23 protein-coding genes are annotated in these 23,352 nt (G+C 63.7%); 8 read left to right on the top strand and 15 right to left on the bottom strand.

What is annotated here, in order from left to right; translation table 11 throughout:
* Positions 1-71: 71 nt before the first annotated feature.
* Together hisE and K678_RS07725 are read left to right on the top strand one after the other, a co-directional pair.
* Positions 72-332, top strand: coding sequence for a phosphoribosyl-ATP diphosphatase (gene hisE, locus K678_RS07720; protein ID WP_231376224.1), 261 nt, complete (start codon positions 72-74; stop codon positions 330-332).
* Between the two features lie 38 nt (positions 333-370).
* Positions 371-2,026 (top strand): Na/Pi cotransporter family protein, encoded by a 1,656-nt coding sequence (locus K678_RS07725; protein ID WP_021131903.1) that lies wholly within the window; start codon positions 371-373, stop codon positions 2,024-2,026.
* Positions 2,027-2,063: 37 nt separating this feature from the next.
* Here the strand turns inward: K678_RS07725 and K678_RS07730 are convergent, their stop codons facing one another.
* The 6 genes from K678_RS07730 to K678_RS07755 all read right to left on the bottom strand — a co-directional run bounded on the left by K678_RS07730 (position 2,064) and on the right by K678_RS07755 (position 8,980).
* Complete coding sequence (locus tag K678_RS07730; protein ID WP_021131904.1) at positions 2,064-3,683, bottom strand: ABC-F family ATP-binding cassette domain-containing protein; 1,620 nt, start codon at positions 3,681-3,683, stop codon at positions 2,064-2,066.
* A gap of 116 nt (positions 3,684-3,799) precedes the next feature.
* Positions 3,800-4,792: an AraC-like transcriptional regulator QhpR gene (gene qhpR / locus K678_RS07735; protein ID WP_021131905.1), complete on the bottom strand. Its 993-nt coding sequence runs from the start codon at positions 4,790-4,792 to the stop codon at positions 3,800-3,802.
* A gap of 191 nt (positions 4,793-4,983) precedes the next feature.
* On the bottom strand, positions 4,984-6,390 hold the full coding sequence (gene eat / locus K678_RS07740; protein ID WP_021131906.1) for an ethanolamine permease: 1,407 nt from the start codon (positions 6,388-6,390) through the stop codon (positions 4,984-4,986).
* Positions 6,391-6,402: 12 nt separating this feature from the next.
* The gene (gene eutC, locus K678_RS07745) at positions 6,403-7,188 is read right to left on the bottom strand and encodes an ethanolamine ammonia-lyase subunit EutC (protein ID WP_021131907.1); all 786 of its coding nucleotides are present in this window, start codon (positions 7,186-7,188) and stop codon (positions 6,403-6,405) included.
* Between the two features lie 2 nt (positions 7,189-7,190).
* Positions 7,191-8,582 carry an ethanolamine ammonia-lyase subunit EutB gene (locus K678_RS07750; protein WP_021131908.1) on the bottom strand — a complete coding sequence of 464 codons (1,392 nt, stop codon included), beginning with the start codon at positions 8,580-8,582 and terminating at the stop codon, positions 7,191-7,193.
* A 194-nt stretch (positions 8,583-8,776) separates the two neighbouring features.
* Entirely contained in the window at positions 8,777-8,980 is a 204-nt protein-coding gene (locus tag K678_RS07755; RefSeq protein WP_021131909.1) for a TOBE domain-containing protein, read from the bottom strand.
* A 382-nt stretch (positions 8,981-9,362) separates the two neighbouring features.
* On the opposite strand from K678_RS07755, the gene K678_RS19740 reads away from it, so the two are divergent.
* The 3 genes from K678_RS19740 to K678_RS07770 all read left to right on the top strand — a co-directional run bounded on the left by K678_RS19740 (position 9,363) and on the right by K678_RS07770 (position 11,896).
* Positions 9,363-9,485: a hypothetical protein gene (locus K678_RS19740; RefSeq protein ID WP_269210508.1), complete on the top strand. Its 123-nt coding sequence runs from the start codon at positions 9,363-9,365 to the stop codon at positions 9,483-9,485.
* A 62-nt stretch (positions 9,486-9,547) separates the two neighbouring features.
* Positions 9,548-10,720: a Na+/H+ antiporter NhaA gene (gene nhaA, locus K678_RS07765; protein ID WP_021131910.1), complete on the top strand. Its 1,173-nt coding sequence runs from the start codon at positions 9,548-9,550 to the stop codon at positions 10,718-10,720.
* Positions 10,721-10,789: 69 nt separating this feature from the next.
* Positions 10,790-11,896 (top strand): NADH:flavin oxidoreductase/NADH oxidase, encoded by a 1,107-nt coding sequence (locus K678_RS07770; protein ID WP_021131911.1) that lies wholly within the window; start codon positions 10,790-10,792, stop codon positions 11,894-11,896.
* A 60-nt stretch (positions 11,897-11,956) separates the two neighbouring features.
* Here K678_RS07770 and K678_RS07775 read toward each other — a convergent pair whose 3' ends face one another.
* The 9 genes from K678_RS07775 to K678_RS07810 all read right to left on the bottom strand — a co-directional run bounded on the left by K678_RS07775 (position 11,957) and on the right by K678_RS07810 (position 20,503).
* Complete coding sequence (locus K678_RS07775) at positions 11,957-13,576, bottom strand: GMC family oxidoreductase (RefSeq protein ID WP_021131912.1); 1,620 nt, start codon at positions 13,574-13,576, stop codon at positions 11,957-11,959.
* Positions 13,570-14,361, bottom strand: a complete 792-nt coding sequence (locus K678_RS07780) for an ABC transporter ATP-binding protein (RefSeq protein ID WP_021131913.1) — start codon at positions 14,359-14,361, stop codon at positions 13,570-13,572. Before K678_RS07780 ends, K678_RS07775 begins: the two co-directional genes overlap by 7 nt.
* Positions 14,355-14,876: an ABC transporter permease gene (locus K678_RS19440; protein ID WP_231376225.1), complete on the bottom strand. Its 522-nt coding sequence runs from the start codon at positions 14,874-14,876 to the stop codon at positions 14,355-14,357. Before K678_RS19440 ends, K678_RS07780 begins: the two co-directional genes overlap by 7 nt.
* The gene (locus tag K678_RS19010; protein WP_196802553.1) at positions 14,825-15,403 is read right to left on the bottom strand and encodes a hypothetical protein; all 579 of its coding nucleotides are present in this window, start codon (positions 15,401-15,403) and stop codon (positions 14,825-14,827) included. The genes K678_RS19440 and K678_RS19010 overlap by 52 nt, the downstream gene beginning before the upstream one ends.
* On the bottom strand, positions 15,384-16,406 hold the full coding sequence (locus K678_RS07790) for an ABC transporter substrate-binding protein (RefSeq protein WP_021131914.1): 1,023 nt from the start codon (positions 16,404-16,406) through the stop codon (positions 15,384-15,386). The genes K678_RS19010 and K678_RS07790 overlap by 20 nt, the downstream gene beginning before the upstream one ends.
* A 96-nt stretch (positions 16,407-16,502) precedes the next feature.
* Positions 16,503-17,111 carry a hypothetical protein gene (locus K678_RS18595; RefSeq protein ID WP_155804496.1) on the bottom strand — a complete coding sequence of 203 codons (609 nt, stop codon included), beginning with the start codon at positions 17,109-17,111 and terminating at the stop codon, positions 16,503-16,505.
* Between the two features lie 89 nt (positions 17,112-17,200).
* Positions 17,201-17,899, bottom strand: a complete 699-nt coding sequence (locus tag K678_RS07800) for an energy transducer TonB family protein (protein ID WP_039852426.1) — start codon at positions 17,897-17,899, stop codon at positions 17,201-17,203.
* The gene (locus K678_RS07805; RefSeq protein ID WP_021131917.1) at positions 17,899-20,058 is read right to left on the bottom strand and encodes a TonB-dependent receptor; all 2,160 of its coding nucleotides are present in this window, start codon (positions 20,056-20,058) and stop codon (positions 17,899-17,901) included. The genes K678_RS07800 and K678_RS07805 overlap by 1 nt, the downstream gene beginning before the upstream one ends.
* A gap of 73 nt (positions 20,059-20,131) precedes the next feature.
* Positions 20,132-20,503, bottom strand: coding sequence for a DUF2946 family protein (locus K678_RS07810; RefSeq protein ID WP_021131918.1), 372 nt, complete (start codon positions 20,501-20,503; stop codon positions 20,132-20,134).
* Positions 20,504-20,682: 179 nt separating this feature from the next.
* On the opposite strand from K678_RS07810, the gene K678_RS07815 reads away from it, so the two are divergent.
* The 3 genes from K678_RS07815 to K678_RS07825 form a co-directional block, all read left to right on the top strand.
* The gene (locus tag K678_RS07815) at positions 20,683-21,498 is read left to right on the top strand and encodes a CoA transferase subunit A (protein WP_021131919.1); all 816 of its coding nucleotides are present in this window, start codon (positions 20,683-20,685) and stop codon (positions 21,496-21,498) included.
* Complete coding sequence (locus tag K678_RS07820; protein WP_021131920.1) at positions 21,495-22,229, top strand: CoA-transferase; 735 nt, start codon at positions 21,495-21,497, stop codon at positions 22,227-22,229. Before K678_RS07815 ends, K678_RS07820 begins: the two co-directional genes overlap by 4 nt.
* A gap of 4 nt (positions 22,230-22,233) precedes the next feature.
* The coding region (locus K678_RS07825; protein ID WP_021131921.1) for a phenylacetate--CoA ligase family protein at positions 22,234-23,352 on the top strand (1,119 nt) is incomplete at its 3' end.

Consider the following 23,352-nt stretch of genomic DNA (forward strand, 5'->3'; position numbering starts at 1 on the left):
GATCGGGGGAAATCGAACGGCTGTTCCATGATTTGGGGCAAGCGAACCTGCCGGAGCGGACCCGTCTTCTGATGGCGGCCAAACTGCCCAAGAAGGCGAAGAAATTGATCGAAGAGGCCGCCGAGGTGAGCCTCGACGCCGTTCTGGGCAACCAAAAGGGCCTGATCAACGAAAGTGTCGACGTTCTGTATCATCTGATCGTCTTGTGGCGTTCGTGCGACGTCACGCCCGACCTTGTCTGGGCCGAGATGAACCGACGCGCCAACAATCTGGGCGTTTCGGAGAAGCTGCCGAAAAAACCAAACAAAGGGGATGTCCAAAAGCTGGCCTAAACAAGCCCCACGCAACCACCCCATGGGAGGGATAATGGATGAGCGAGATCGGCGTTCTGGTGAACATCCTTGGCGCGGCGTCTCTTCTCCTGTGGGGATTGAGGATGGTCAGCACCGGGGTTACCCGAACGTTCGGCGCCAATCTCCGCCAATGGATTAATTTCGGGGCAGAAAATCGGCTTAAGGCACTGGGAACCGGCTTCCTTGTCACCATCGCCCTTCAGAGCAGCACAGCAACCTGCTTGATGGCGGCTTCGTTTGCCGGTCGGGGCTTGGTCGATGCCGCAATGGCCCAATCGATCATGCTGGGAGCCAATATCGGCACCAGCGCCGTCGTCAAAGTGCTGACCTTCGATGTCGGCCCCCTGTCCGCCCTTCTGGTCTTTATCGGTGTCGCGCTGTTTCGCTCCGGCAATGGACGGCGGCGGCATTTCGCCCGCATTTTCATCGGCCTGGGGCTGATGCTGCTCTCGCTTCATCTTCTCGGCCAGTCCTCGATCCCGCTGCGGGACTCGGCGCAGATGCGGCAAGTGCTGCATGACCTGGACGGGATGCCCCTGGTCGGTCTGGTTCTGGCGGCTCTCATCGCGATGGTGGCCCATTCCAGTATTGCTTCGATCCTGCTCATTTTACCGCTGGCGACCCAAGGCGCGTTCAGCGTGGCGTTCGGGCTGGCGCTGATTCTCGGGGCCAATCTCGGCAGCGCCATTCCGCCGATATTGGAAACCAGCCAGGAAAAGGCCGCCGTCCGCCGGGTCCCCTTGGGCAACGCAATCGTGCGATTGGCCGGGTGTGCCCTCGCTTTTGTATTTCTGGACCAAATCGCCGCCCTGATGACCAGGATCACGGGTGATGGCGCGATGCATCTGGTCGATTTTCACGTCGCCTTCAACATCGTGCTGGCCCTGCTCTTCCTTCCCCTGGTCGGACCGATGGCCAAGCTGGTGCGGCGCCTGCGCCCCGACGAGACCGTGCCTGATCAACCGGGACGGCCGAAATATCTGGACGAAACCGCGCTCGGCACCCCCCGGGTCGCCATTGCCGCGGCCACCCGCGAAACCTTGCGGATCGGCGATCTGATTGAGGAGATGCTGCACCGGAGCATGGAAGCGCTGCGCAGCAACGACCTTCATGCGGCGAACGATATCGCCAAGATGGATAATGTCGTCGATGCCTTACATCATGCGGTGAAGCTATATCTCGCCCGCCTGTCGAACGAAGACATGGAAGACGACGAACGCAGCCGTGCCAGCGACATCATGACCTTTGTGATTAATCTGGAACATATCGGCGATATCGTCGATCGCAACCTGCGTGAACTGGCGGAAAAGAAGATCAAGCAGCGCCTGACCTTCTCCACCGAAGGGCTCGAGGAACTGACAGCGATGTTCAATCAGACGCTGGAAAACCTGAAGGTGGCGATGACGGTGTTTGTCACCTGCGATGTCAGGCTGGCGCGCAAATTGGTTGCCGACAAAGCCGAGGTCCGCGCCCTGGAAAGGAATGCCACCGAATCGCATCTGTCCCGGATCAGCAGCGGTCGCCGCGAAAGCATCGAGACCAGCACCCTTCACCTGGACATTCTGCGCGATTTAAAGCGGATCAACGCCCACATCGCGTCAGTGGCCTATCCGATCCTGGAACAGCGCGGGGAATTGGTGGCGACCCGGTTGCGCCCGCTGTCGTTCGAGTGATCTCGTACGACAGCGGACCCCTCACCGTGACATAAAATCAGCTATGCAGGCCGGGCGCTTCGTGCCCGGTGCGGGCGACATATTCGGTATAGCCGCCTTCGTACTGGTGAATCCCATCCGGGGTCAGTTCCAGCACCCGGTTCGACAGCGTCGCCAGAAAGTGGCGGTCGTGCGAGACGAACAACATGGTGCCGTCGTACGTGTCCAACGCCTTGATCAGCATTTCCTTGGTATCGAGATCGAGGTGGTTGGTCGGCTCGTCGAGCACGAGGAAATTGGGCGGATTGAACAGCATGATCGCCATCACCAGCCGGGCCTTCTCGCCTCCGGACAGGACGCGGCACTTCTTTTCCACATCGTCACCGGAAAAGCCGAAACAGCCCGCCAACGCGCGAAGCGATCCCTGATTCGCCTGGGGAAAAGAGCTTTCGAGGGATTCGAACACGGTGGCGTCGCCATCGAGCAGATCCATCGCATGCTGGGAGAAATATCCCATCTTGACGCTGCCGCCGATTGAGACGGAGCCTTCGTCAGGCTGGGTTGAGCCTGCCACCAGTTTCAACAACGTCGACTTGCCCGCGCCATTGACTCCCATGACGCACCAACGCTCGCGGCGGCGGATTTTGAAATCCAGTGCCCGATAGATCGTCCGGCTGCCATAGCCCTTGTGCACATTGCGCAGAACCGCGACATCCTCGCCCGATCGGGGCGCGGGCGGGAAGTCGAACGCCACGATCTGGCGACGTTTCGGCGGCTCGAACCGTTCGATCTTGTCGAGCTTCTTGACCCGGCTTTGCACCTGGGCCGCATGCGAAGCCCGTGCCTTGAAGCGCTCGATGAATTTCAATTCCTTCGCCAGCATCGCCTGCTGCCGCTCGAACTGCGCCTGCTGCTGCTTTTCGTTCAGCGCCCGCTGCCGCTCATAGAATTCGTAATCACCGGAATAGGTGGTCAGAGAGCCGCCGTCGATCTCGACGATCTTGGTCACGATCCGGTTGAGGAACTCGCGGTCGTGCGAGGTCATCAGCAACGCGCCGTCATAGCCCTTCAGGAATTCTTCCAGCCAGATCAGGCTTTCGATATCGAGGTGGTTGCTCGGTTCGTCGAGCAGCATCGCATCGGGACGCATCAGCAAAATGCGGCCAAGCGCCACCCGCATCTTCCAGCCGCCCGACAGCACGCCGACATCGGCATCCATCATCTCCTGACTGAAGCTGAGACCGGCCAGCACCTCGCGGGCGCGGCCTTCAAGCTCGTAGCCGCCCAGTTCCTCGAACCTGGCCTGGACCTCGCCATAGCGCTCGATAATCGCGTCCATGTCGTCGCGATCGGGATCGCACATCGCCGCTTCAAGTTCGGCCAGTTCCGCCGCCACACTGCTGACCGGCCCGGCCCCGTCCATCACTTCGGCAACCGCGCTGCGGCCGGACATTTCGCCGACATCCTGGTTGAAATAGCCGATCGAGACCTGCTTCTCGATCGCCACCTGACCTTCGTCGGGCACCTCTTCGCCTGCGATCATCCGAAACAGCGTGGTCTTACCCGCCCCGTTGGGACCGACCAGACCGACTTTTTCGCCCCGGTTGAGCGCGGCGGACGCCTCGAAAAAGAGAATCCGGTGGCTGTTCTGCTTGGTAATATTTTCGAAACGTATCATCTGCGGCTGGGTTCCCGTGGTGAGGTTGGCACCTTATGCCACAGGATGACGGACGCGATAGAGTCCTTATCGATCTCGATATCGTGGCACTTGCTGCGGTTTTGCCGCCTGACCGCTCACATCGCCTGAGGGCGATGAGGGGCCGAGCGCCACACCTCACGGGCCCGCGACGGCGACAGGCCGAACCAGCGGGTAAACGCCCGGGTAAAGGCCGACAATTCGGAATAGCCCAGGAAAAACGCCAGATCCGACAACGGGATATGCATCTGGCGGACATAATGCTCGGCCAGATCGCGCCGCACGTCCTCGGCCAGGGCGGAAAAGGCGATCCCGTACTCGGCCAGTCGGCGCTGAAGGGTCCAACGAGCCAGCCCAAGCCTTTCGGCGACATCTTCGATATGCGCCGCTCCCTCGGGCAGACGGCTGCGGATTTCCGCCCGCACCCGGTCCAGGAACGGGGTTACCCCGGTGCCACCGGCCAGTGCGATCAAGTGGGCGCGCAGCCCGGTCAGCCGGGCCAGATTGCCGCCCGGCATCCGCCGCCCGAGATCGCGGTCACGGAATACCAGACAATTGGTCCGCTGGGCGAACTGAACCGGCGCGTCAAAGGCGGTGCGATGTTCGCGCCAGTCCAGCGGCTGGGGATGCTCGAACTGGACCTCTTCGGGAGTCCAATCGCGGCCCAGGCAGGTACGAAAGACGTTGGCGAACATCCCCATCGTCAGTTCGGCGTCCTGCCGTCGTTCGAGGATGCGCCCATCGAGAATGCGATATTCCAGCCGCAGCATCTCGCCCTCGCGGACGAACCGGGTCTCGGTCGCCTGCTGATGGAACGGAAACAGCGTCGCCAGATTCTCCACCGCCGCCCCCAGCGTCGGCGAGGCCAGAGCGATCTCGCCGATCAGACCCAATTCATGCGGTTGGAATTGCTGGCCGAACCACAGCCCGAAATTGTCATGCCGGGTTTCCCCCGCCGCCAGTTCCATCATCGCGCAATAGGCGCCCAGATCGAGGGCCAGAATCGGATTTCCCAGACAATCCTCGCTGACCCCGGCCCGGCTGAACACGGCGTCGGCTTGTCCGCCATGGCTGCCGATAAACCGGGCCACGCCTGAAGCTGCGGCAGCCAGGATGTTCCTTTGCCTATTTTCCGGGCACCCTGCCGGGGGAATTTGCTGATGATGCGCGCGCACCGATGCCATCGGACACCTCCACCCCATTCCCAAGCAAGCATCGCGCCAAACGAGGACGGGCCGCCCCGCTGGGGGCGACCCGCTGTCAGGATGAGGAGCGAATCCGATCAATCGACCAGGGCGCGCGCCTCGTTCTGGGCCAGATCGAGCAGATCGTCGGCTTCGGCTCCGTCCCGCAGATGAGCGGTGAAGCGGTAGAAGATGAAGCCAAGCAGGAACAACCCGCAGAACAGGGCGAACACCAGGACGTTGAAGTAGATCATCGTCACCAGCGCCACCACGGCGCAGACCAGCGCGATCGCCGGGAACACCGGATAGAACGGAGCGCGGAACGGACGGTCCAAGGCGGGTTCACTGGCCCGCAGTTTGAACAGAGCGGCCATCGACATGATGTACATCACGATCGCGCCAAACACCGACATCGTGACGATATTGGCGGTCAGCGGCTGTCCACCGATCTCGATCAGGCTGTCGGAGAAGATCGCGGCGATGCCGACGATTCCACCGGCCAGGATCGCCTTGACCGGGGTCTTGGTCACCGGATTGACGGTGGCAAAGGTCGGCGGCATGAAGCCAGCGCGAGCCAGGGCGAAGATCTGGCGCGAATAGCCCATGATAATGCCGTGGAACGAGGCAATCAGCCCGAACAGACCGATCCACACCAGCATGTGCAGCCAGCCGGAATTGTCGCCGACGACGATCTTCATCGCCTGGGGCAGCGGATCGTTGACGTTGGCAAGGCTGCTCCAATCGCCGACGCCGCCGGCCATGATCATCGTGCCGAACGCCAGCGTCACCAGGGTCAGGATGCCCGCGATATAGGCAACCGGAACGGTCCGGGTCGGGTTACGGGTTTCCTCGGCCGCCATCGCCGCACCTTCGATCGCGAGGAAGAACCAGATCGCGAAGGGAATTGCGGCGAACACGCCCGAAATCGCCTCGGCGGAAAAGCCGGACTGACCAGACCAGCCATTGGCCGCGAAATTCGCCCAACTGAACCCGGGCGACACCACGCCCATGAACACCAGCAATTCGATGATCGCCAGCACGGTGATGAACAGTTCGAAGGTGGCGGCGATCGTCACCCCGGCGATGTTGAGCCCCATGAACACGACATAGGCCCCGACCGCTGCCAGTTTCGGATCGAGTCCGGGGAACTGGACGTTGAGGTAGGACCCGATCGCCAGCGCGATCGCGGGCGGGGCGAACACGAACTCGATCAGGGTGGCGAACCCGGCGACAAAGCCGCCCTTGGCCCCAAAGGCGCGGTAGGAATAAGCGAACGGTCCACCGGCATGGGGGATCGCGGTGGTCAATTCGGTGAAGCTGAAGATGAAGGTGGTGTACATCACCGCGATCAGGATCGTCGTCACCAGGAAGCCCAGGGTTCCCGCCGCCGCCCAGCCATAGGACCAGCCGAAATATTCACCCGAAATCACCAGTCCGACAGCGATGCCCCACAGATGCAGCCCGGACAGGCTTCGCTTCAATTCAGTTTTTGGAGGATTGGACATGACGTTATTCCTTTACCGTGCAAAGGGTTCGGCATCGAGATCAAGCCGGGGAGCGCCCGCCTCGATACTCTCTGCACTGCGTGCGTCTTCTTTGAGATCCACCCCGGTCAGCCGTAAATGCCGGGCTTGGCGCGCCAGCCAGACCAGCTTGTCGGCGGCTTGCTGCGGCGACAGGCCGCCACCATGGATGTTGGAGATACAGTTCCGCTCGGAATCCCGCCGACCGGAGCGGGGCGCGTAGGTGAGATAAATCCCCAGCGAATCCGCCGCCGACAGACCGGGGCGTTCGCCGATCAGCACCGCCACCAATTGGGCACCCAGCTTTTCCCCGATCGGATCGCCGATCGCGACCCGGGCCTGACTGGCGAACACCACCGGCGCGATCCGCCAATCCGGCAGGCGGTCGAGGATCGCGGCAATCGTCGGTGCCGCCCAGCTCTGCACCGCCGCCGCGGACAATCCATCGGCGACCACCAGGGCCAGATCCCACCCACCGTCGCTGAGGCCAGCCGCGCTGGATTCGTCCAGCCTGCGGCCAAGATCGGGGCGGCGCAGATAGGTCTGGCGATCCGGCGCGGCGCTATGGACCGACAGAACCGGACCGGACGGCAAGGCTTCGGCCACCCGGTCCCAATCGACCCGCCCATGCACCGCGTCGCGCGCCTGGGCGTGGGCGAGTTGGAAATCGAGCAAAGGCCGCAACGGCATCGCGTCGCCGGACCGGCCGAGCCCGATGCGGGCGCGGGTGGCGGCGCGGAAGCGGGCGAAGGGATCGAGCGGAATCGGGCTGTCGGCCATAATCAGGCTCCCTGTCCCAGCAGGTGGGCGATCGGCTGCGCCCCCGCCGAAAGCGGGGCCAATCGTCCGGTGGAATCGAGCATCCCCATCCGCCCCAGCCAGGACTCGAATTCCGGGGCGGGGCGCAGGTCGAGCAGATGGCGCAGGCCCAGCACGTCGTGATAGCTAAGACTTTGATAGTTCAGCATCACGTCGTCGGCTCCCGGCACGGCGATCACGAAATTGACCCCGGCGGTACCCAGCAGAGTCATCAGGACGTCCATGTCGTCCTGATCGGCCTCGGCATGATTGGTGTAACAGACGTCCACGCCCATCGGCACGCCGAGCAACTTGCCGCAGCAATGGTCTTCCAGACCAGCGCGGATGATCTGTTTCGAATCGTAGAGATATTCCGGTCCGATGAAGCCGACGACGGTGTTGACCAGCAATGGCGAGAACGCTCGCGCCACGCCATAGGCGCGGACCTCAACGGTCTGCTGGTCGAGACCGTGATGGGCATCGGCCGAAAGCGCGCTGCCCTGTCCCGTCTCGAAATACATCACGTCAGTGCCGACGGTGCCGCGCCCTAACGACAGCGCCGCCGCCTGGGCCTCGGCCAGCATCGACAGCGAGACACCAAAGCCCCGGTTGGCCGCCTCGGTCCCGGCGATGCTCTGGAATACCAGATCGAGCGGGGCGCCGCGCTCGATCGCCTGGATCGAATTGGTGACGTGGGTCAGCACACAGGTCTGGGTCGGGATGTCGAAACGGGTGCGAACCTCGTCCAGCATCGACAAAAGCGTGACGCAGGCTGAAACATTGTCGGTGGCGGGATTGATCCCGATCACCGCATCGCCGATCCCGAACAGCAGCCCGTCCAGGGTCGAGGCGGCGATGCCCAGCGGATCATCGGTGGGATGGTTGGGCTGGAGCCGGGAGCCCAGCCGACCGGGCAGCCCCAAGGTCGAGCGGAAGGCGGTGACAACCCGGCATTTCGCCGCGACCGCGATCAGATCGGCGTTGCGCATCAGCTTTGACACCGCCGCCACCATTTCCGGGGTCAGGCCGGGCGCCAACGCCGCCAGGACCTCGCTCGTCGCGGCATAGGACAGCAGCCAGTCGCGGAATTGTCCCACCGTCATGTGGGAGACGGGGGCAAAGGCGACCCGGTCGTGACCATCCACGATCAGACGGGTAACCTCGTCCTCTTCATAGGGGACCAGCGCCTCGGACAGAAAGACCGTGAGCGGCAGATCGGCCAGCACCATCCGTGCCGCCACCCGGTGCAATTCGCTGTCGGCGGCAAGACCGGCCAGTTCGTCCCCCGACCGTCGCGGCGAGGCACAGGCCATCACCGTCTTCAGGTCGGAAAAGACATGGCGCTCGCCGCCCGCATTCACCGCATACCGAGGCATCGCTGCCCTCGCCTAGTTCATCATTGCAGCGAGTATGGCAAGGGCACGGCAGGGCCGCTTGACATTTCAGCACAAAATTTAAGCTTCGACTCGAAGTGCCTTTAGATTGGGCATATCGGACTTTTTTCACGCGTCCAACGAAAAAGGCCCCGGAAAATCCGGGGCCTGCATCAGCAATCTTCGGCTGCGAAGACTTACTTGGCGATGATGACTTCCGACGATTTAATGATCGCCTGAACGGTGTCACCAACCGTGAGGGCGAGATCGTCAACGGCTTCGTTGGAAATCAAAGACGTCACGGTCTGACCACCGACATCGACCTTCACCTTGGCCATGATCTGACCCTTGACGATTTCAACGACTTTACCGTTGAGAGCATTGCGAGCGCTGAGCTTCATAACCATCTCCATCAGAATATCAGATGATAAAATTGTTTAACGATCGCTTCATTATGAAATTTCATGCAATTTTGTCAACAAATATATCGCGATACGCGCATATATGACCCTGGCCACAAAGTCTTCCCACTAAGGCAAACAAAGCCAACACCAGCCTAAACTTCCGATTCGTCATAAAGTTTGCCGTAACAACGCCTCTTATCTGACCAATAACGATAAAAACTCATATCCTTATCTTACCAATATCTTTGCACATCTCCCTATCAATAACGAGACAACCCACCGCGACGCGCAACACATTCCCCGAATGGTTTCGTCGTTTTGGCGGTCGATGCTATCGTCCTTTCAGACCGACAGCCCCACCCGAGAAGGATTTACCCACATGAAAAACGAATCGTTCTGGCTGCTGGCCCTTATCGCCGTCATCTTGGTGTGTGCCGCGCTGGAAGTGCAGCAATCCAATTCCGCCGCCGATGCGCAAATCCAGGGCAGCCCCGCCCGCTAGCCATCTTTTTTCCTTATTTCTCGGGCACAAAGCCCAACCCTGCCCCCTTTTTTGGAGCCCCGATGCCCCTTTCGACGATCCGCGCCTTTCTGCGTCTTGAAGTTGCTGGCGGTATCGCGCTGGTCGTCGCCGCAATCATCGCGATGACCCTGGCCAACTCTCCGGCACAATCGGGATATCAGGCATTACTGCATCTGCCGCTGGGCGGTGCGATCGGTGGGATCGATCTGTCGAAGAGTCTGCATCATTGGATCAATGACGGCCTGATGGCGGTGTTTTTCCTGCTGGTCGGGCTGGAGATCAAACGCGAGGCGATTTCGGGCGAGTTATCCAGCCTGCGCCGCGCCGCCCTGCCCGTCCTCGCCGCGCTGGGCGGCATGATTGTTCCGGCACTGGTCTATCTCGGCTTCACCTGGGGCGATCCGGTGACGATGCGGGGCTGGGCGATTTCTTCGGCGACCGATATCGCGTTTGCCGTCGGGGTGCTGGCCCTGGCCGGACGGCGAGCGCCACCCTCGCTCCGAATTTTCCTGCTGGCGCTCGCGATCATCGACGATCTCGGCGCGATCATCATCATCGCTCTGTTCTATACCGCCCAGATTTCGCTGACCTTCCTGGCGCTGGCCGCCGCCGCCCTGGCTGGCCTGATCGCACTGAACCGATTGGGCGTGACCCGCCTCCTCCCCTATCTGGTGCTGGGATTGCTGCTGTGGCTGTTCGTGCTGGAATCCGGCATTCACGCTACCCTGGCCGGTGTCGCGCTGGGGCTAACGATCCCGCTGCGCCCGCCCGTTCACCAGCCGGATCGGTCGCCGCTGCTGCGGCTCGAACATGCCCTGCATCCCTGGGTGACTTTCGCGATCCTGCCGTTGTTCGCCTTTGCCAATGCCGGAATCCCGCTCTCCGATGCCGATCCGGCGGTACTGTCGCATCCGGTGACGCTGGGCGTGGCGCTGGGGCTGTTCCTGGGCAAGCAGGTCGGAATCATGCTGGCGATCGGGCTGGGCCTACTGCTGAAGATCGGCTGCCTCCCTGCCGGAGCGTCGCCCCGCCAACTCTATGCAATGGCGGTCCTGACCGGGATCGGCTTCACCATGAGCCTGTTCATCGGTACCCTGGCCTTTACCGATCCCGCTTATGACGTCCCGGTTCGCCTCGGCGTGCTGGGCGGCTCGCTGTTGTCGGCGGCCCTGGGATTCGCTCTGCTGACAATGGGAGTGAAAGTGCGGCGCTGATCCTGGGCTTGCCCCGGATGAGACAGATCGGTATCATTCTTCTCTCTTCCGAGATCGAACGAGGGTAGAATGAGCCAACCGATCCTGTTTCAGCCGCTTTCTCTGCGCGGGCTGACCCTATCCAACCGCATCGGGGTCGCGCCGATGTGCCAGTACAGCGCCCGCGATGGTCAGGCTCAGGACTGGCACTTTCAGCATTATGGCGCGCTGGCGGCGTCGGGACCGGGGATGGTGACGCTCGAAGCCACCGGCGTGGTGCCCGAGGGGCGGATTTCCGCCTATTGCCTGGGCCTTTATGACGATGCCAGCGAAGCGGCGCTGACCCGGCTGGTTTCCTTCCTGAAACCGCTCGGCTCCGGCGCGATTGCGATCCAGTTGGCCCATGCCGGGCGCAAGGCGGCAGCGGTGCGGTCATGGGAAGGCGGCGGTCCGGCTCCCGACGGCTGGCCGACCCTGTCGGCCTCCGCCCTTGCCTTCGGCCCCGGCTGGCCAGCGCCCAAGGCGGCGACGCCGGACGATCTCGACCGGGTGACCGAGGGCTTTGTCCAGGCGGCCCAGCGCGCCTTGCGGGCCGGGATCGATGCGATCGAACTGCATTCGGCCCACGGCTATCTGCTCCACCAATTCCTGTCGCCGCTGACCAACCATCGCACCGACCGCTATGGCGGTTCGCTCGACAACCGGATGCGCTTCCCGCTTGAGGTTGTCGCGGCGCTGCGCAAGGCGTGGCCCGCCGACAAGCCGCTCGGCATCCGCATCAGCGCCACCGACTGGGTCGAAGGCGGATGGGATATCGACGAGGCGGTGGTCTATGCCAAGGCGTTCCGTGATGCCGGGATCGATTATGTCTGCGTCTCGACCGGCGGGCTGGTCCCCGATGCCAAGGTACCGGTCGGGCCGGGCTATCAGCTTCCCTTCGCCCGGCGGATCAAGGCCGAAACCGGGCTGGTGACTCGTGCTGTCGGGCTGATTGCCAATGGCCTTGAGGCCGAAGCGGCATTGCAGAACGGCGATGCCGATCTGATCGCGATCGGGCGTGGCTTCCTCGACAATCCGCGTTGGGTCTGGCATGCCGCCGAGGCGCTGGGAATCGAACCCGCGACGCCGCCGCAATATATCTCTGTCCGCCCCCGCTATTGGCCGGGGGCGGCGCTGACCCGCCCGAAGGCGTCATAGCGAATAGCGCGCAGGCCAAAGCCGACGGGGGAGCCTCTTTCCCCGTCGGTGCCTGGGTGGTCAGGCCGCGCTGGCGTCGGCCAGGATCAGATCGGCGGCGCGTTCGGCAATCGCGATCACCGGCGCGTTGGTGTTGCCCGAAACCAGCGTCGGCATGATCGACGCATCGACGACGCGCAAGCCGCCGATGCCATGAACCCGCAATCGGGCATCGACCACCGCATCGGCGCCCCGCCCCATCTTGCAGGTTCCGGCGGGATGGTAGAGGGTCCGCCCGCTTTCCCGCGCGAAACCGAGCAGATCCTCATCGCTGACCACGCCGGGACCGGGCGAGGTCTCATCGACCAGGAACGGGGCCAGAGCCGGTTGCGCTGCGATGGCCCGGCCCAATCCCAGCGCCCGAACCAAAGTGGCGCGGTCGCGCTCGGCCTCAAGATAGTTGGGCCGGATCGAAGGGGGCTGCAACGGATCGGGTGAGGTGATCGTGATCTCCCCCCGGCTGTCCGGACGCAATTGGCACGGCCCCAGGGTAATCCCCGGCTGGTGCTCCAGTTCGTTGGTGCGTGGATCAAGTGTCGCGGGCATGTAGTGGAACTGAATGTCGGGGCGGGTTCCGTCAATGCCGCTGGTGGCAACCAAATTGACCTGGGCGGCACTCGCGCTCAACAGCCCGCGTCCACCGAACAGATAACGGGCAATCTCCCATCCCAGCCGGGGCCAGCGGGATTGCTGGTTGACCGTCACCGCGTTCCGCACCCGGTATTTCAGATCGACGATATAATGATCCTGAAGATTGGCGCCAACGCCGCGCAGGTTGGCGCGGACCGCGATTCCCTGCCCGCTCAGGATTTCGGCCGGACCTAGTCCCGAAAGCTGAAGAATCTGCGGCGAGCCAATCGCCCCGGCGCTCAAGATCACCTCACGCCCGGCCCGGATCTCTTCCTCGCGTCCCTGGCGCAGGAAGCGAAGCCCGACCACCCGCCGTCCTTCGAACGACAGAGCGGTGACATGAGCGTCGGTGATGACCCGCAGATTCTTGCGCCGCCGCGCCCGCCGCAGATAGGCGACGGCGGTGCTATAGCGGCGGCCATGGCGGACAGTCTGCTGGAAATACCCGGCTCCATCGGCCCGGCTGCCGTTGAAATCGTCGGTCCGGGGCAGACCGGCTTGCTCGGCGGCAGCGATCAGAGCCGCCGAAAGCGGATGGCGCAGGCTGGGATCGCTGACCGCCAACGGCCCGCCGATGCCATGATACGGATCGGCGCCGCGCTGCTGATCCTCGGCCCGGATGAAATAAGGGAGCAGATCGCTCCAGCCCCAGCCGGGATTGCCCAGCGCCCGCCAATCATCGTAATCCTCGGCCTGCCCTCGGATGTAGAGCAAGCCGTTGATCGCCGAAGACCCGCCCAGAACCTTGCCGCGCGGCCACGAAATCTGGCGAAAGCGGGTGCCGGGCTGGGGATCGGTGCGGTACAGCCAATTGCCGCGTGGGTGGGTGCGGTTCCACACATAGCCGACCGGAATATGGAACGACGGATGTCGACCCGGCCCTCCGGCTTCGATCAGCACCACCCGATACAGACCGTTGGCGCTCAGCCGGTCGGCCAGGACGCACCCGGCCGAACCGCCGCCGACGATAATGAAATCCGCGCTGTGGGCGTCGTGTGCGTGCGTTACCATGTCTCGGCCAATCCCAGCAACTCCATTGCCTTGTGCCGCAATCCGGTCAGATAGGGATCGCTGCGATGACGGGGATAAGGCCGCTCGATCGCGATATCGGCCTTGATCCGCGCCGGACGTCCGCTGAACACCACCAGCCGGGTCGCCATGAACAGGGCTTCCTCGATATCGTGGGTGACCAGCAACGTGGTGAAGTTCGAACGCTGCCACAGCGCCACCAATTCCGACTGCATCGAAATCCGGGTGATCGAATCGAGCTTACCCAGCGGCTCGTCGAGGATCAGCAGGCGGGGATCGTTGACCAGGGCGCGGGCCAGCGCGGCACGCTGGGCCATACCCCCCGACAATTGCTGGGGAAACGCCTTGGCGAAGCCATCCAGCCCGACCAGCGAAATCGCCTCACCGATGCGGTGGCGATGGCTTTTCAGCAGCCCCTGGGCCTGAAGGCCGAGGGCGACATTGTCATGGACGGTACGCCAGGGATACAGGGTCGGGTCCTGGAACACCACCACCCGCGACGGGTCCGGCCCGGCAATCGGGAGGCCGTCAGCCTCGATACTGCCTGATTTCGGCGTGTCCAACCCGGCAACGAGGCGCAGCAGGGTCGATTTGCCGCATCCGCTGGGCCCCAGCAGGGCAACGAACTCGCCCGGCTGGATGTCGAGAGTGACATCGGACAGAACCGGCAGCACCTGACCGTCAAGATCGAAGCTGTGATCGACATGCGCGATCGACACCGCCATGCCGGGCAAAACCGCCGGTTCGGCTTGGGCGAGCGCTACCATCGGACCAGACCCTTCTGCCAGGATAACAGGTGATTGCGGACCTTGAACAACAAGGTGACCAGGGAGGAGCACACCACCGCCATCACCAGCAAAGCGGCGTACATATTGCCGTAGGCCGCCCACCCTTGCGCCCATTGCAGATACCAGCCAAGACCGGCCTTGACCCCCATCATCTCGGCGACGACCAGGACGACGAAGGCGCTGGTCAGTCCCATGAACAGGCCGACAAAGACGTGGGGCAGCGCCGCCGGGATCGCGACCCGCAGCACCAGAAAGCGCTGAGAGCCCCCCAGGGTGCGGGCGATGTCGTAATAGCTCGACGGCACGCTGGAGACTCCCGACCACGTCAGGATCGCGACCGGAATGCCGGTGGCCAGCGCGATCAGAAACACGCTGGCGCTCCAGCTCGAGGGGAACAGGAAGAAGGCGACCGGCAGCCAGGCCACCGGCGGCAGCGGTCCGATCAGGCGCAGGATCGGATGGCCCCAATAGGCGGCGGCTTGCGACCAGCCGATCGCGACCCCGGCGACAAAGCCGGTTGCCGCCCCACCCCGAAGCCGACCCCCAACAGCGCGATCGAGTGATAGGCGCATTCGAACAAACGCGGCCAATCGTCAAGATAGGCTTCCAACAGCCCCTGGGGCGGCACGAAGAACGGCGGCGGCAGCAACAGCAGCTTCGCGGTAACCGCTTCCCAGGCGGCGGCCGACAGGCCGAGCGCAACCAGCCAGGGGCCGGAACGTTCGAGCCGTGCCAGCACCGGACCGCTCAACGAGCCCGCCAGACCGATGGCCAGCAGCACCCCGCCGATCGCCGCCTCAATTGCGGCAAGCTGCGCGGTGTAGGTCCATTCGTTGATGTCCTCCCACACCCCCGTCACCAGGGCGGCGGCCAGCCAGGCCAAGCCGGCCAACAGTCCGCCATACCAGGGGGCATACTGAGATGCGGAAGCGGGGGTGGCCCGGTGCGGAGCCGCTTTTGCTCCGCCGCGAAGGACCAGAGTGTTGGCGGTCTCCATCGGATCAGCCCAACACGTCGACATAGACCCGGTCCGCATATTTCTGCGGATCGGTCGTCGGCTTCAACACGTTGATCTGCCGCAATTCCTCGGCATACAGAACGACTTCCTGGCGGAAGGCGGTGCCGACCGGAGAATGGCCGTGGGTGTGGGTTTTCAGCATCGCGATCAAATCCTCGACACTGCTTTTGGGGGAATAGGGCTGGAACGCCTCGGCGGCCAGACGCGGTTCGTTGTTGGTCAGGGTCTGGGCGTCGAGCAGGGCGCGGTAAATCCGCCCCGCCGTCGGTTTGTCCTGCCGCAGCAGCGAGCCGCGCACGCCAACCAGGCAGCACAGCCGGTTGGCGTACTCGCCGGTCAAATTGTTGGCGACCTCGAACAGGTTGGGATAGCGCTTCAGGAACAGCCAGGTCAGCGGATCGGAATGGCTGAAAGCCTGAACTTCGCCCTTCTCCGCCGCCAAAGGCAACAGATCGGCGGGATATTGCCGCCAATTGATGTCCTTGACCGGATCAAGGCCACGCTTTTGCGCCAGCAGCGAGAAGAAATTCTTGTCCGGACCGCCAAGATCGGGGGTGCCCACCGTCTTGCCCTTCAGGCTGGTGATGTCGTCGGTGACCCCGGTGCCCTGAACCCCCAGCATCCGCAGGCAGCCGCCATGGGTTCCGCCGACCAGTTTGACATCGAAGCCCTGTTCGAGCGGCTTGATCCAGCGCAGCGCCATCCCGACGGCGGCATCGGCCTTGCCGGTTGCCAGGGTTTCCAGCAACTGATCGGTCGATCCGGCAAAATTGATCAACTCGACATCAAGACCATATTTCTTGAACAGACCGCTGCTTTTAGCCAGCGCGACCGGAGCCAGGCAGGCGGCATTGGCGTTCCAGGCAAAACGGATCGGCTTTAGCGCTTCGGCGGCGGGGGCAGCGGATTGGGCAAAGGCAGTTCCGCCCAGCGGGACAGCAATCCCGGCCGCAGCGGCCCCCAGCAGAACGGAGCGGCGCGAAAGGGAGGTCGAGATATCGGCCATGTCAGGATTCCCATAATGATCAGAGTCGTCAGCGACCGGACAGTCGGATATGACACCGATCAATCCACTGAGTCAATAGACTAGTAGAAATGTAGTTTATTGGGCGATGCGGGCGTGACCAAGGCGGGCATCGCACCCCCATTGCCACAACAGCCCGAGCGCCATCAGCGTCAGCCCGACTCCACCCAGAACCGGACCGAACGGAGCCAGGGCCAGGGCCAGATCGACCGGAAAACCAGCCATCGCCACCGCCACCACCCAACTGGGCGCGAGGCAGCACGCCACCCAGCCCAGGCTGGTCAGGCACAGGATGACGATCCCCGCCCCGGAATCGATCAGGACGGAGGAAATCCAGCCACGCCGCCGATCCTGTCGCGCCGCCAGCCACACCGCCACCACCAGGATGCTCGCCAACAGATTGGCCGGAAGGATGTGGAGCGACCATTCCGGCAAGGGAGTCTCCGGCATCGAACGGCGCACCTCGAACAGCGGTTCGCGCAGAACAACCGGCACGGCCATGCCCAGCCGGGGGGTATGGGTCAGAACGATACGGAGATTGTCGGCCCAGGGACGAACCCGCACGCTGTCGGGTCCATGGGCGCTGCGCAGGCTCGCCAGCCCGATCAGCCCCAGATGGAGCGAGACAACAATCAGCAGGACACGGCCCCAGAAGCCAAGGCGGAACAGAGGGGGAAAGGACGTCATACCAGAGGTTTCCGCGATGGCCAGACCGAGGCGGATCACTCTGCCCGACCTTAAAAATAATATCTACTAGATTTATAAGCTATACGACATCAGCGCACCTGAACCGGCACGGTGAAGCTCAAGCCCGCATCACCGATCACAGCCGGAGGCGCGGGAAAGGGCGCGGCGGCGGCAAGCCCCTCCAGTACCGCCTGATCCAGCGTCTCCGCGCCACTGGAACGGGCGATTGCCGCCTGGATCACCGCGCCCTGGCGCGACAGGGTAAAGGCCAACACCACACTCCCCTTCAGGCGCAGCCCCCGAGGCCGATGGGCCAGCAGATGCCGCCACACCGTCTCGGCATAACGCCGGGCCGTCTCGTCCTCGCCCGGTTCGGCGGCGACCGAGGTCGTGCCGCTCGACGGCGCATTCGCCGTCAACGCGGCCTCGGACACATTCTCTTTCGCCTCCATAGGCACCGCCTCCGCGCCCACCGCAACCGGTGGCGGAGCGGCCTTGGCTTGAGGCGCCGCCGCCGCGGCCCGGCGCGGACGCGGTGGCACCACCGCCGGATCGGATGCAACCGGAGGCGGCGAACGAACCTCGGGCGGAGGCGATGGCGCAACGGGGGCGATGGGAGGCGGGATCAACTCCACCACCGACACGATGGCCGGGTCGCCTTGGCTCGGCTGGGCCGGAACGGGCGAAGCGGCGGCAATCCAGCCCAAAACCGCCCCATGCCCGGCCAGGGACAGCAGCATTGCCGCGCCAAAGCGCCGCCTGCCCCACCCGCTCCGGTCGCTTTTCATCAGAACCGGACCGTGACGCCAGCATTGAATGAACGCCCCGGCGCGGCCAGTGGCCCATAGGGCAGCCGTGACCCGTTCTGGCGGAACCCGATATAATCGACGCCGCCCAGAGGCTGATAATATTGGGTGTCGAACAGATTGGTGATGCCGACATCGAAGCGGATCACCTCGATATCGTAAGAACTGCGCAGGTCGAACACCGCATATTCCGGTGTCACCGGCTCGTGACGCAGGGTGCTGACGTCGGTGGAGCGGCCGACCAGACGGGCGTCGATTCCGTTGCTCCAGCGGCCGATTTTCTGATCGAGCCCGATCTTGGCGTTGATCGGCATCAGGTGATAGAGGCTGTCGCCGGTATTGAGCCGCTCACCCTGAACCCAACCCAACGCCCCGGTCAGATCGAACCGGCCATAGGATGGGCTGACCGCCAATTGCTTGCGCCCACCAAGATCGATTCCGTACAGCAACGCATCGTGATTTGCGAAGCGATATTGTGAAAAGCCCGCCCGCGAGGCATTGCCGGTATAATCCTTGATCTTATCGACATCGATGTAATCGCGGACATAGGTGATGTAGGGCGTGGCCTTGATGCCCCAATCGTCCTGGGCCGCATCGTGCCAATTGCCGCTGAGACTGGCGGTATAGGCGGTTTCCGGCTTCAGATTGACGTCACCGATATAGCCGTTGCCATCACCGAACCACGTCACCATCGAACTGGCCATGTCACCCGTCGACCAGGCATAACGTTCATACAGGTTGGGCGAGCGGGTCTTGCGCGCCAGCCCGGCCTCATAGGTCGCGTCGGGACCGGGTTCGAAACGGACCAGCCCGGTCACATCGACATTGATGTCGGTGGTGTGATGGTCGCGGGCGTTGAAGGCGGCAGCGTTGGCGGCATAGGTCGCCGAGGTGTTATAGCCCTGCACCGCCCCGGCATTCATCAGCACGGTATCGTTCCTGAGCCCGAACAACGTCGTCCATTGCGGATTCCACGACCGTTGCCACTCGGCATAGGTGCCGAGAACGTCGCGGCTGCCGTCATTGATATTGATGAAGGTGTTCGGTCCCATCATTCCGCCTGCGGCGGGCCACCAATCATTCAGCGTGGCGCTGTGCAATTCGTGGCCGACCCGCAGCAGATCGGTAGCCGACAGCGGGATTTCGCCTTTGACCGAATAACCGAGATCACGCCCAGCCGTGTACATCGGCATGTTGCCGGTCGCACTCTTCTCCGGCAGGAAGTTCATGAAATGATCGACCTCCTGCCAATAGAGCCGGACGTCCAGCGTTCCCCAACCGAACGCCTTGTTCAGACTTGAATTGAGGAAATGGCTGCGGTTCCACAGCAAATCCATCCGCTGGTTGGGGTAGCCTTCATAAGGGATGAATTGCTGGCCGCCCTGAAGGGTGACCAAGGTGCCGTCGCTTCGGGCGGCCAGTGTCGCGGCGTGGTTCAAGGCGGCATATTGGCTGACGCCAATGCGGTTGCCGTTGCCATCCTGGTAATTGCGCGCCCGCACCCCCGACCCGGTGTAGCCGAGGCTGACATCCTCGGTCGCCACCGTGCCCGACACCGCGCCCGACAGAGTGCGGGCATTGCTGCGATAGAACGAAGACAGGCTGCCTTCGGTGTGAAGCCCTTCGTTCGGCGCGGCAAACACCGGCGAAACCGATTTGACCGCGATCGTCGAACCGATGCTGTCACCACCCTGGCTGACCGGGGTGATCCCGGCCACGACATCGATGCTGCCGATCCGGGTTGGGTCGATATAGGAGGTCGCCGGATTCATATGATTGGGGCAGGCCGAGGTCAGCGGCATGCCGTCGATCAGCACCCGATTGCGGTCGTCACCCAACCCCCGCACGGTGGGCAGGCCGGAAACGCCGCTGCCGGTAGCGGAGTCCACGCCGGGAATCGTGCCCAGCACAGCGGCGGTATCGCTGACAAAGGCACGGCGGGTGGCTAAGGCTTCGCCGTCGAGCGTGGTGGTCGATTGAGTCCGATAGTCCGTTGATGTCTCGGCATCGACCGGAAGGGGCGGAAGCTCGGTGGCGGTCTGGGCTATCGCCCGTTCGGAGGGGAGAGCGGCCATCCCCGACAAGAGGGCAACGGCGGCGGCGGACAGGCGGAGGTGCTCCGCGAAAAGACGATGCGGCATCGGGAATCCTTGACGCGCGGACAACGGGAGGTCCGTTCGAAAATCTGCGTTCGGGGCGACGATCAGCGGGGCGTCAAACGCCCGGCGGGGCCCGGGGCGGAGCCCAGGGGCGGACAGGTTCGGGCTGAACCGGCACCATCGCAGGGGGACGCGCCACCGCCATATCCCAGCGCGGACCGGGCACTGGCACCGCCACCTCTTCCGTCAGGGCAAGATGGCCCTGCAACAGCGGCAGGCAGAACAGGCAATGGACGCAATCGGCCTGTCCGGCGGGCAAAACCGGCGGAGTCTGAGGCGGATGCCGTTGCGTCCCGCAGATCGGCCCGTCCGCGATGGCCCGGTCCTGGACGCTCGCCACCGTCACACCCGGCATCAGCGCGGCCGCCGCCACCTGAAAGACGATCAGGACCAATCCAAACCACGAAATCAGGCGGAATCGGGTCATGCAGGCAGAGCTTCATCCCGGCGGTAAGCGTTGCGATCGGGCCACCCCTGTCGCGGGGCGGGCTCGGAGGCCTTGACGGCACCAATTCCCTTGTAGTCTACTAGTCTACAGTTTTAAAGGAGATTTGCGGTGCCCCGTGCCATCCCCTTAAGAATCGTACCGTTCGGCCCCGGCCCGACATGAGTCCCCGCCCCGATAAACGGGTTGGTCTCGACGATCTGGCTGCCGCCATCCCCAACCGGTCCTTGCTGGCGATTCCCGCCGATTACAGCGGACCGGCGATTGCCGCCACCCTGGCTCTGCTGCGCCGGGGTGTGCGCGATCTGCGCTTGGTGACCGCCCCAACCTCGGGGCTTCAGGCCGATCTGCTGATCGGAGCCGAGGCGGTCAGCGAAATCGAAACGGCCGGTGTGGCCTTGGGCGAACATGGGATGGCCCATCGCTTCCGCGCCGCGATCAGCGCGGGTACGCTGAAGATCAAGGACGCGACCTGTCCCGCCCTTCATGCCGGATTCCAGGCCGCCGCCAAGGGGGTTCCCTTCCTGCCGTTGCGCGGCATCCTCGGCAGCGACCTGCTGCGCCACCGTCCCGACTGGACAGTGATCCAAAATCCGTTCAGCGAGGCGAGCGATCCGATCGTCCTCGTCCCCGCCATTCACCCCGACGTGGCGCTGTTTCATGCTGCTCTGGCCGACCGCTTCGGCAATGTCTGGGTGGGGGTCCGCCGCGAATTGCTGACCCTGGCCCAGGCGGCGCGCCGCACCCTGGTGACGGTCGAAGCGATCTATGACGGCGACTTACTGGCCGATCCGGTCCGCGCCGCCGGGACTATCCCGCATCTGTATATCGAACAGGTCGCGCTGGTCCCGGGCGGGACAAAACCGCTGGCCTATAACGGCCACACCCCCGCCGACGATGCAGCCTTTGAGCGCTATACCGAGGCCAGCCGCAGCCAGGACGGCTTTGCCGCCCTTCTCGCCGAGTGGCTGGCATGACCGGCCGGTTTTCCTCGGCCGAATTCCTCGCCGCCACCCTCGCCCGCCTGCTGGCCGGGTCGCGAACCGTCGCGGTCGGCACCTCGTCACCGATCCCTGCCGCCGCCGCCTTGCTGGCCAATCTGGCGTCGCGCCAGCCGATGACGGTATCGCTGCTCGGCTCGTCCAGGACCAATCCGTTTACCAGCGGCGGCGTCGAACTGTTCGATTTCGCCGCCCAGGGACGATTGGACAGCTTCGTTCTCGGCGGCGGTCAGATCGACGGAGCCGGAAACGTCAATCTGGTCGGGATCGGCGGCTACCCCACCAGCCGGGTCCGCTTTCCCGGTTGTTACGGCTCGGCCTATCTCGCCTCGCTGGTGCCCAATCTGGTGCTGTTTCGCGAGGAGCACAGCCACCGCGTCCTGGTGCCCCAGGTCGATTTCATCAGCGCGGCGGGACGCGGCCCCGACGGAACCTACCGGCCGGGCGGGCCGACCCATCTGCTGACCGGACGCGCCCTGTTCCGCTTCGACCGCGACCGGGGCGGCTTCACCCTGCTGTCGGTTCATCCCGGCGAGACCGTCGCCTCGGTGCGGGAGCAGACCGGCTTTGCCTTCGACACCGACCCCTCGGTTGGCGAAACGCCGCCCCCCGATGCCGCCGCTCTGGTGCTGCTGCGCGGGCCGGTCGCGGCGGGACTGACCGAGCTTTACCCCGCCTTCACCCAACGCTTGCTGAAAACGGTCTAAGTCCATGCATCATTTCAATGTTCCAACCCGTGACCCCGGGGAATATCTGGCCGAACTGAACCGCCGCCGCTTTGAAAAGCTGAAACGGCAGATCGCCTATCTTTGGGGCAACGAAGAGTATTTCCGCCCCCGCTTCATCGCTGCCGGGGTGACCTCGCCCGGCGACATTCGGACCTTCGACGATTTCCGCGCCCTGCCCCCGTTCATGGACAAGGCCAGCCACCGCGCCTCGCAGGAAGAGTCTCTGGCTCGCCATGGCCATCCCTTCGGGCTGCATCTGACCGCGCCGTTAAAGAACGTGATTCATCTGGCGGCGACCTCGGGCACCACCGGACAGCCGACCTGGTACGCCTTCACCCGCAAGGATCAGGCGATCACCAACGAGATTCTGGCCCGCTTGTTCGCGGTCGCCGGAGTCCGGCCGGGCGACACCACCTTTCACGCCTTCGGCCTGTCGCTGTGGCTGGCCGGGATCACCTTCATGCAGGCGCTCGAAGCCTATGGTGCCCGTCCCGTCGCGGTCGGGGCCGAGGGGGGCATTTCCAAAATCCTGCGCTATATCGAGATGACCCGGCCGCGCGCCTTGTTCGCGACGCCGTCGCTGGTGGCGCAATTGATCGAGCGCGCTCCGGACGAGATCGGCAAGCCGGTCGGCGCGCTGGGCATCGAAATCCTGTTCTGCTCGGGCGAGCCGGGGGTCGGCCTGCCAGCCTTCCGCGAGCGGGTGACCGAAGCCTATGGCGCCCGGATTTTCGACGTGACGGGCGGAGCCTGGCACAACGGAACCATCTCGTGCGGCACCGGCTGGCACGGGATGCATCACCTCGCCGAGGATTATTGCTTCCGCTACGATCTGGTTGATCCCGTCACCCGCGCTCCGATCGAGTTGAAAGACGGCGCGGTCGGCGAAGCCCTGCACACCGCGCTGGAATACGAAGCGGCTCCGGCCTTCCGCAATGCGACCGGCGACATTTTGCGCCTGCATGTCGGCGAATGCCCCGGCTGCGGCCAGTTCGGGTCGCGGATCGAGATCATCGGGCGGGCCGACGACATGCTGAACGTCGAAGGGGGTGAAGGTCTATCCCTCGGCGCTTCAGGACATCGTCACCGGCTTCCTGCCCCA

This window comes from Magnetospirillum fulvum MGU-K5 (assembly GCF_000442515.1).
Lineage (GTDB): Bacteria > Pseudomonadota > Alphaproteobacteria > Rhodospirillales > Magnetospirillaceae > Phaeospirillum > Phaeospirillum fulvum_B.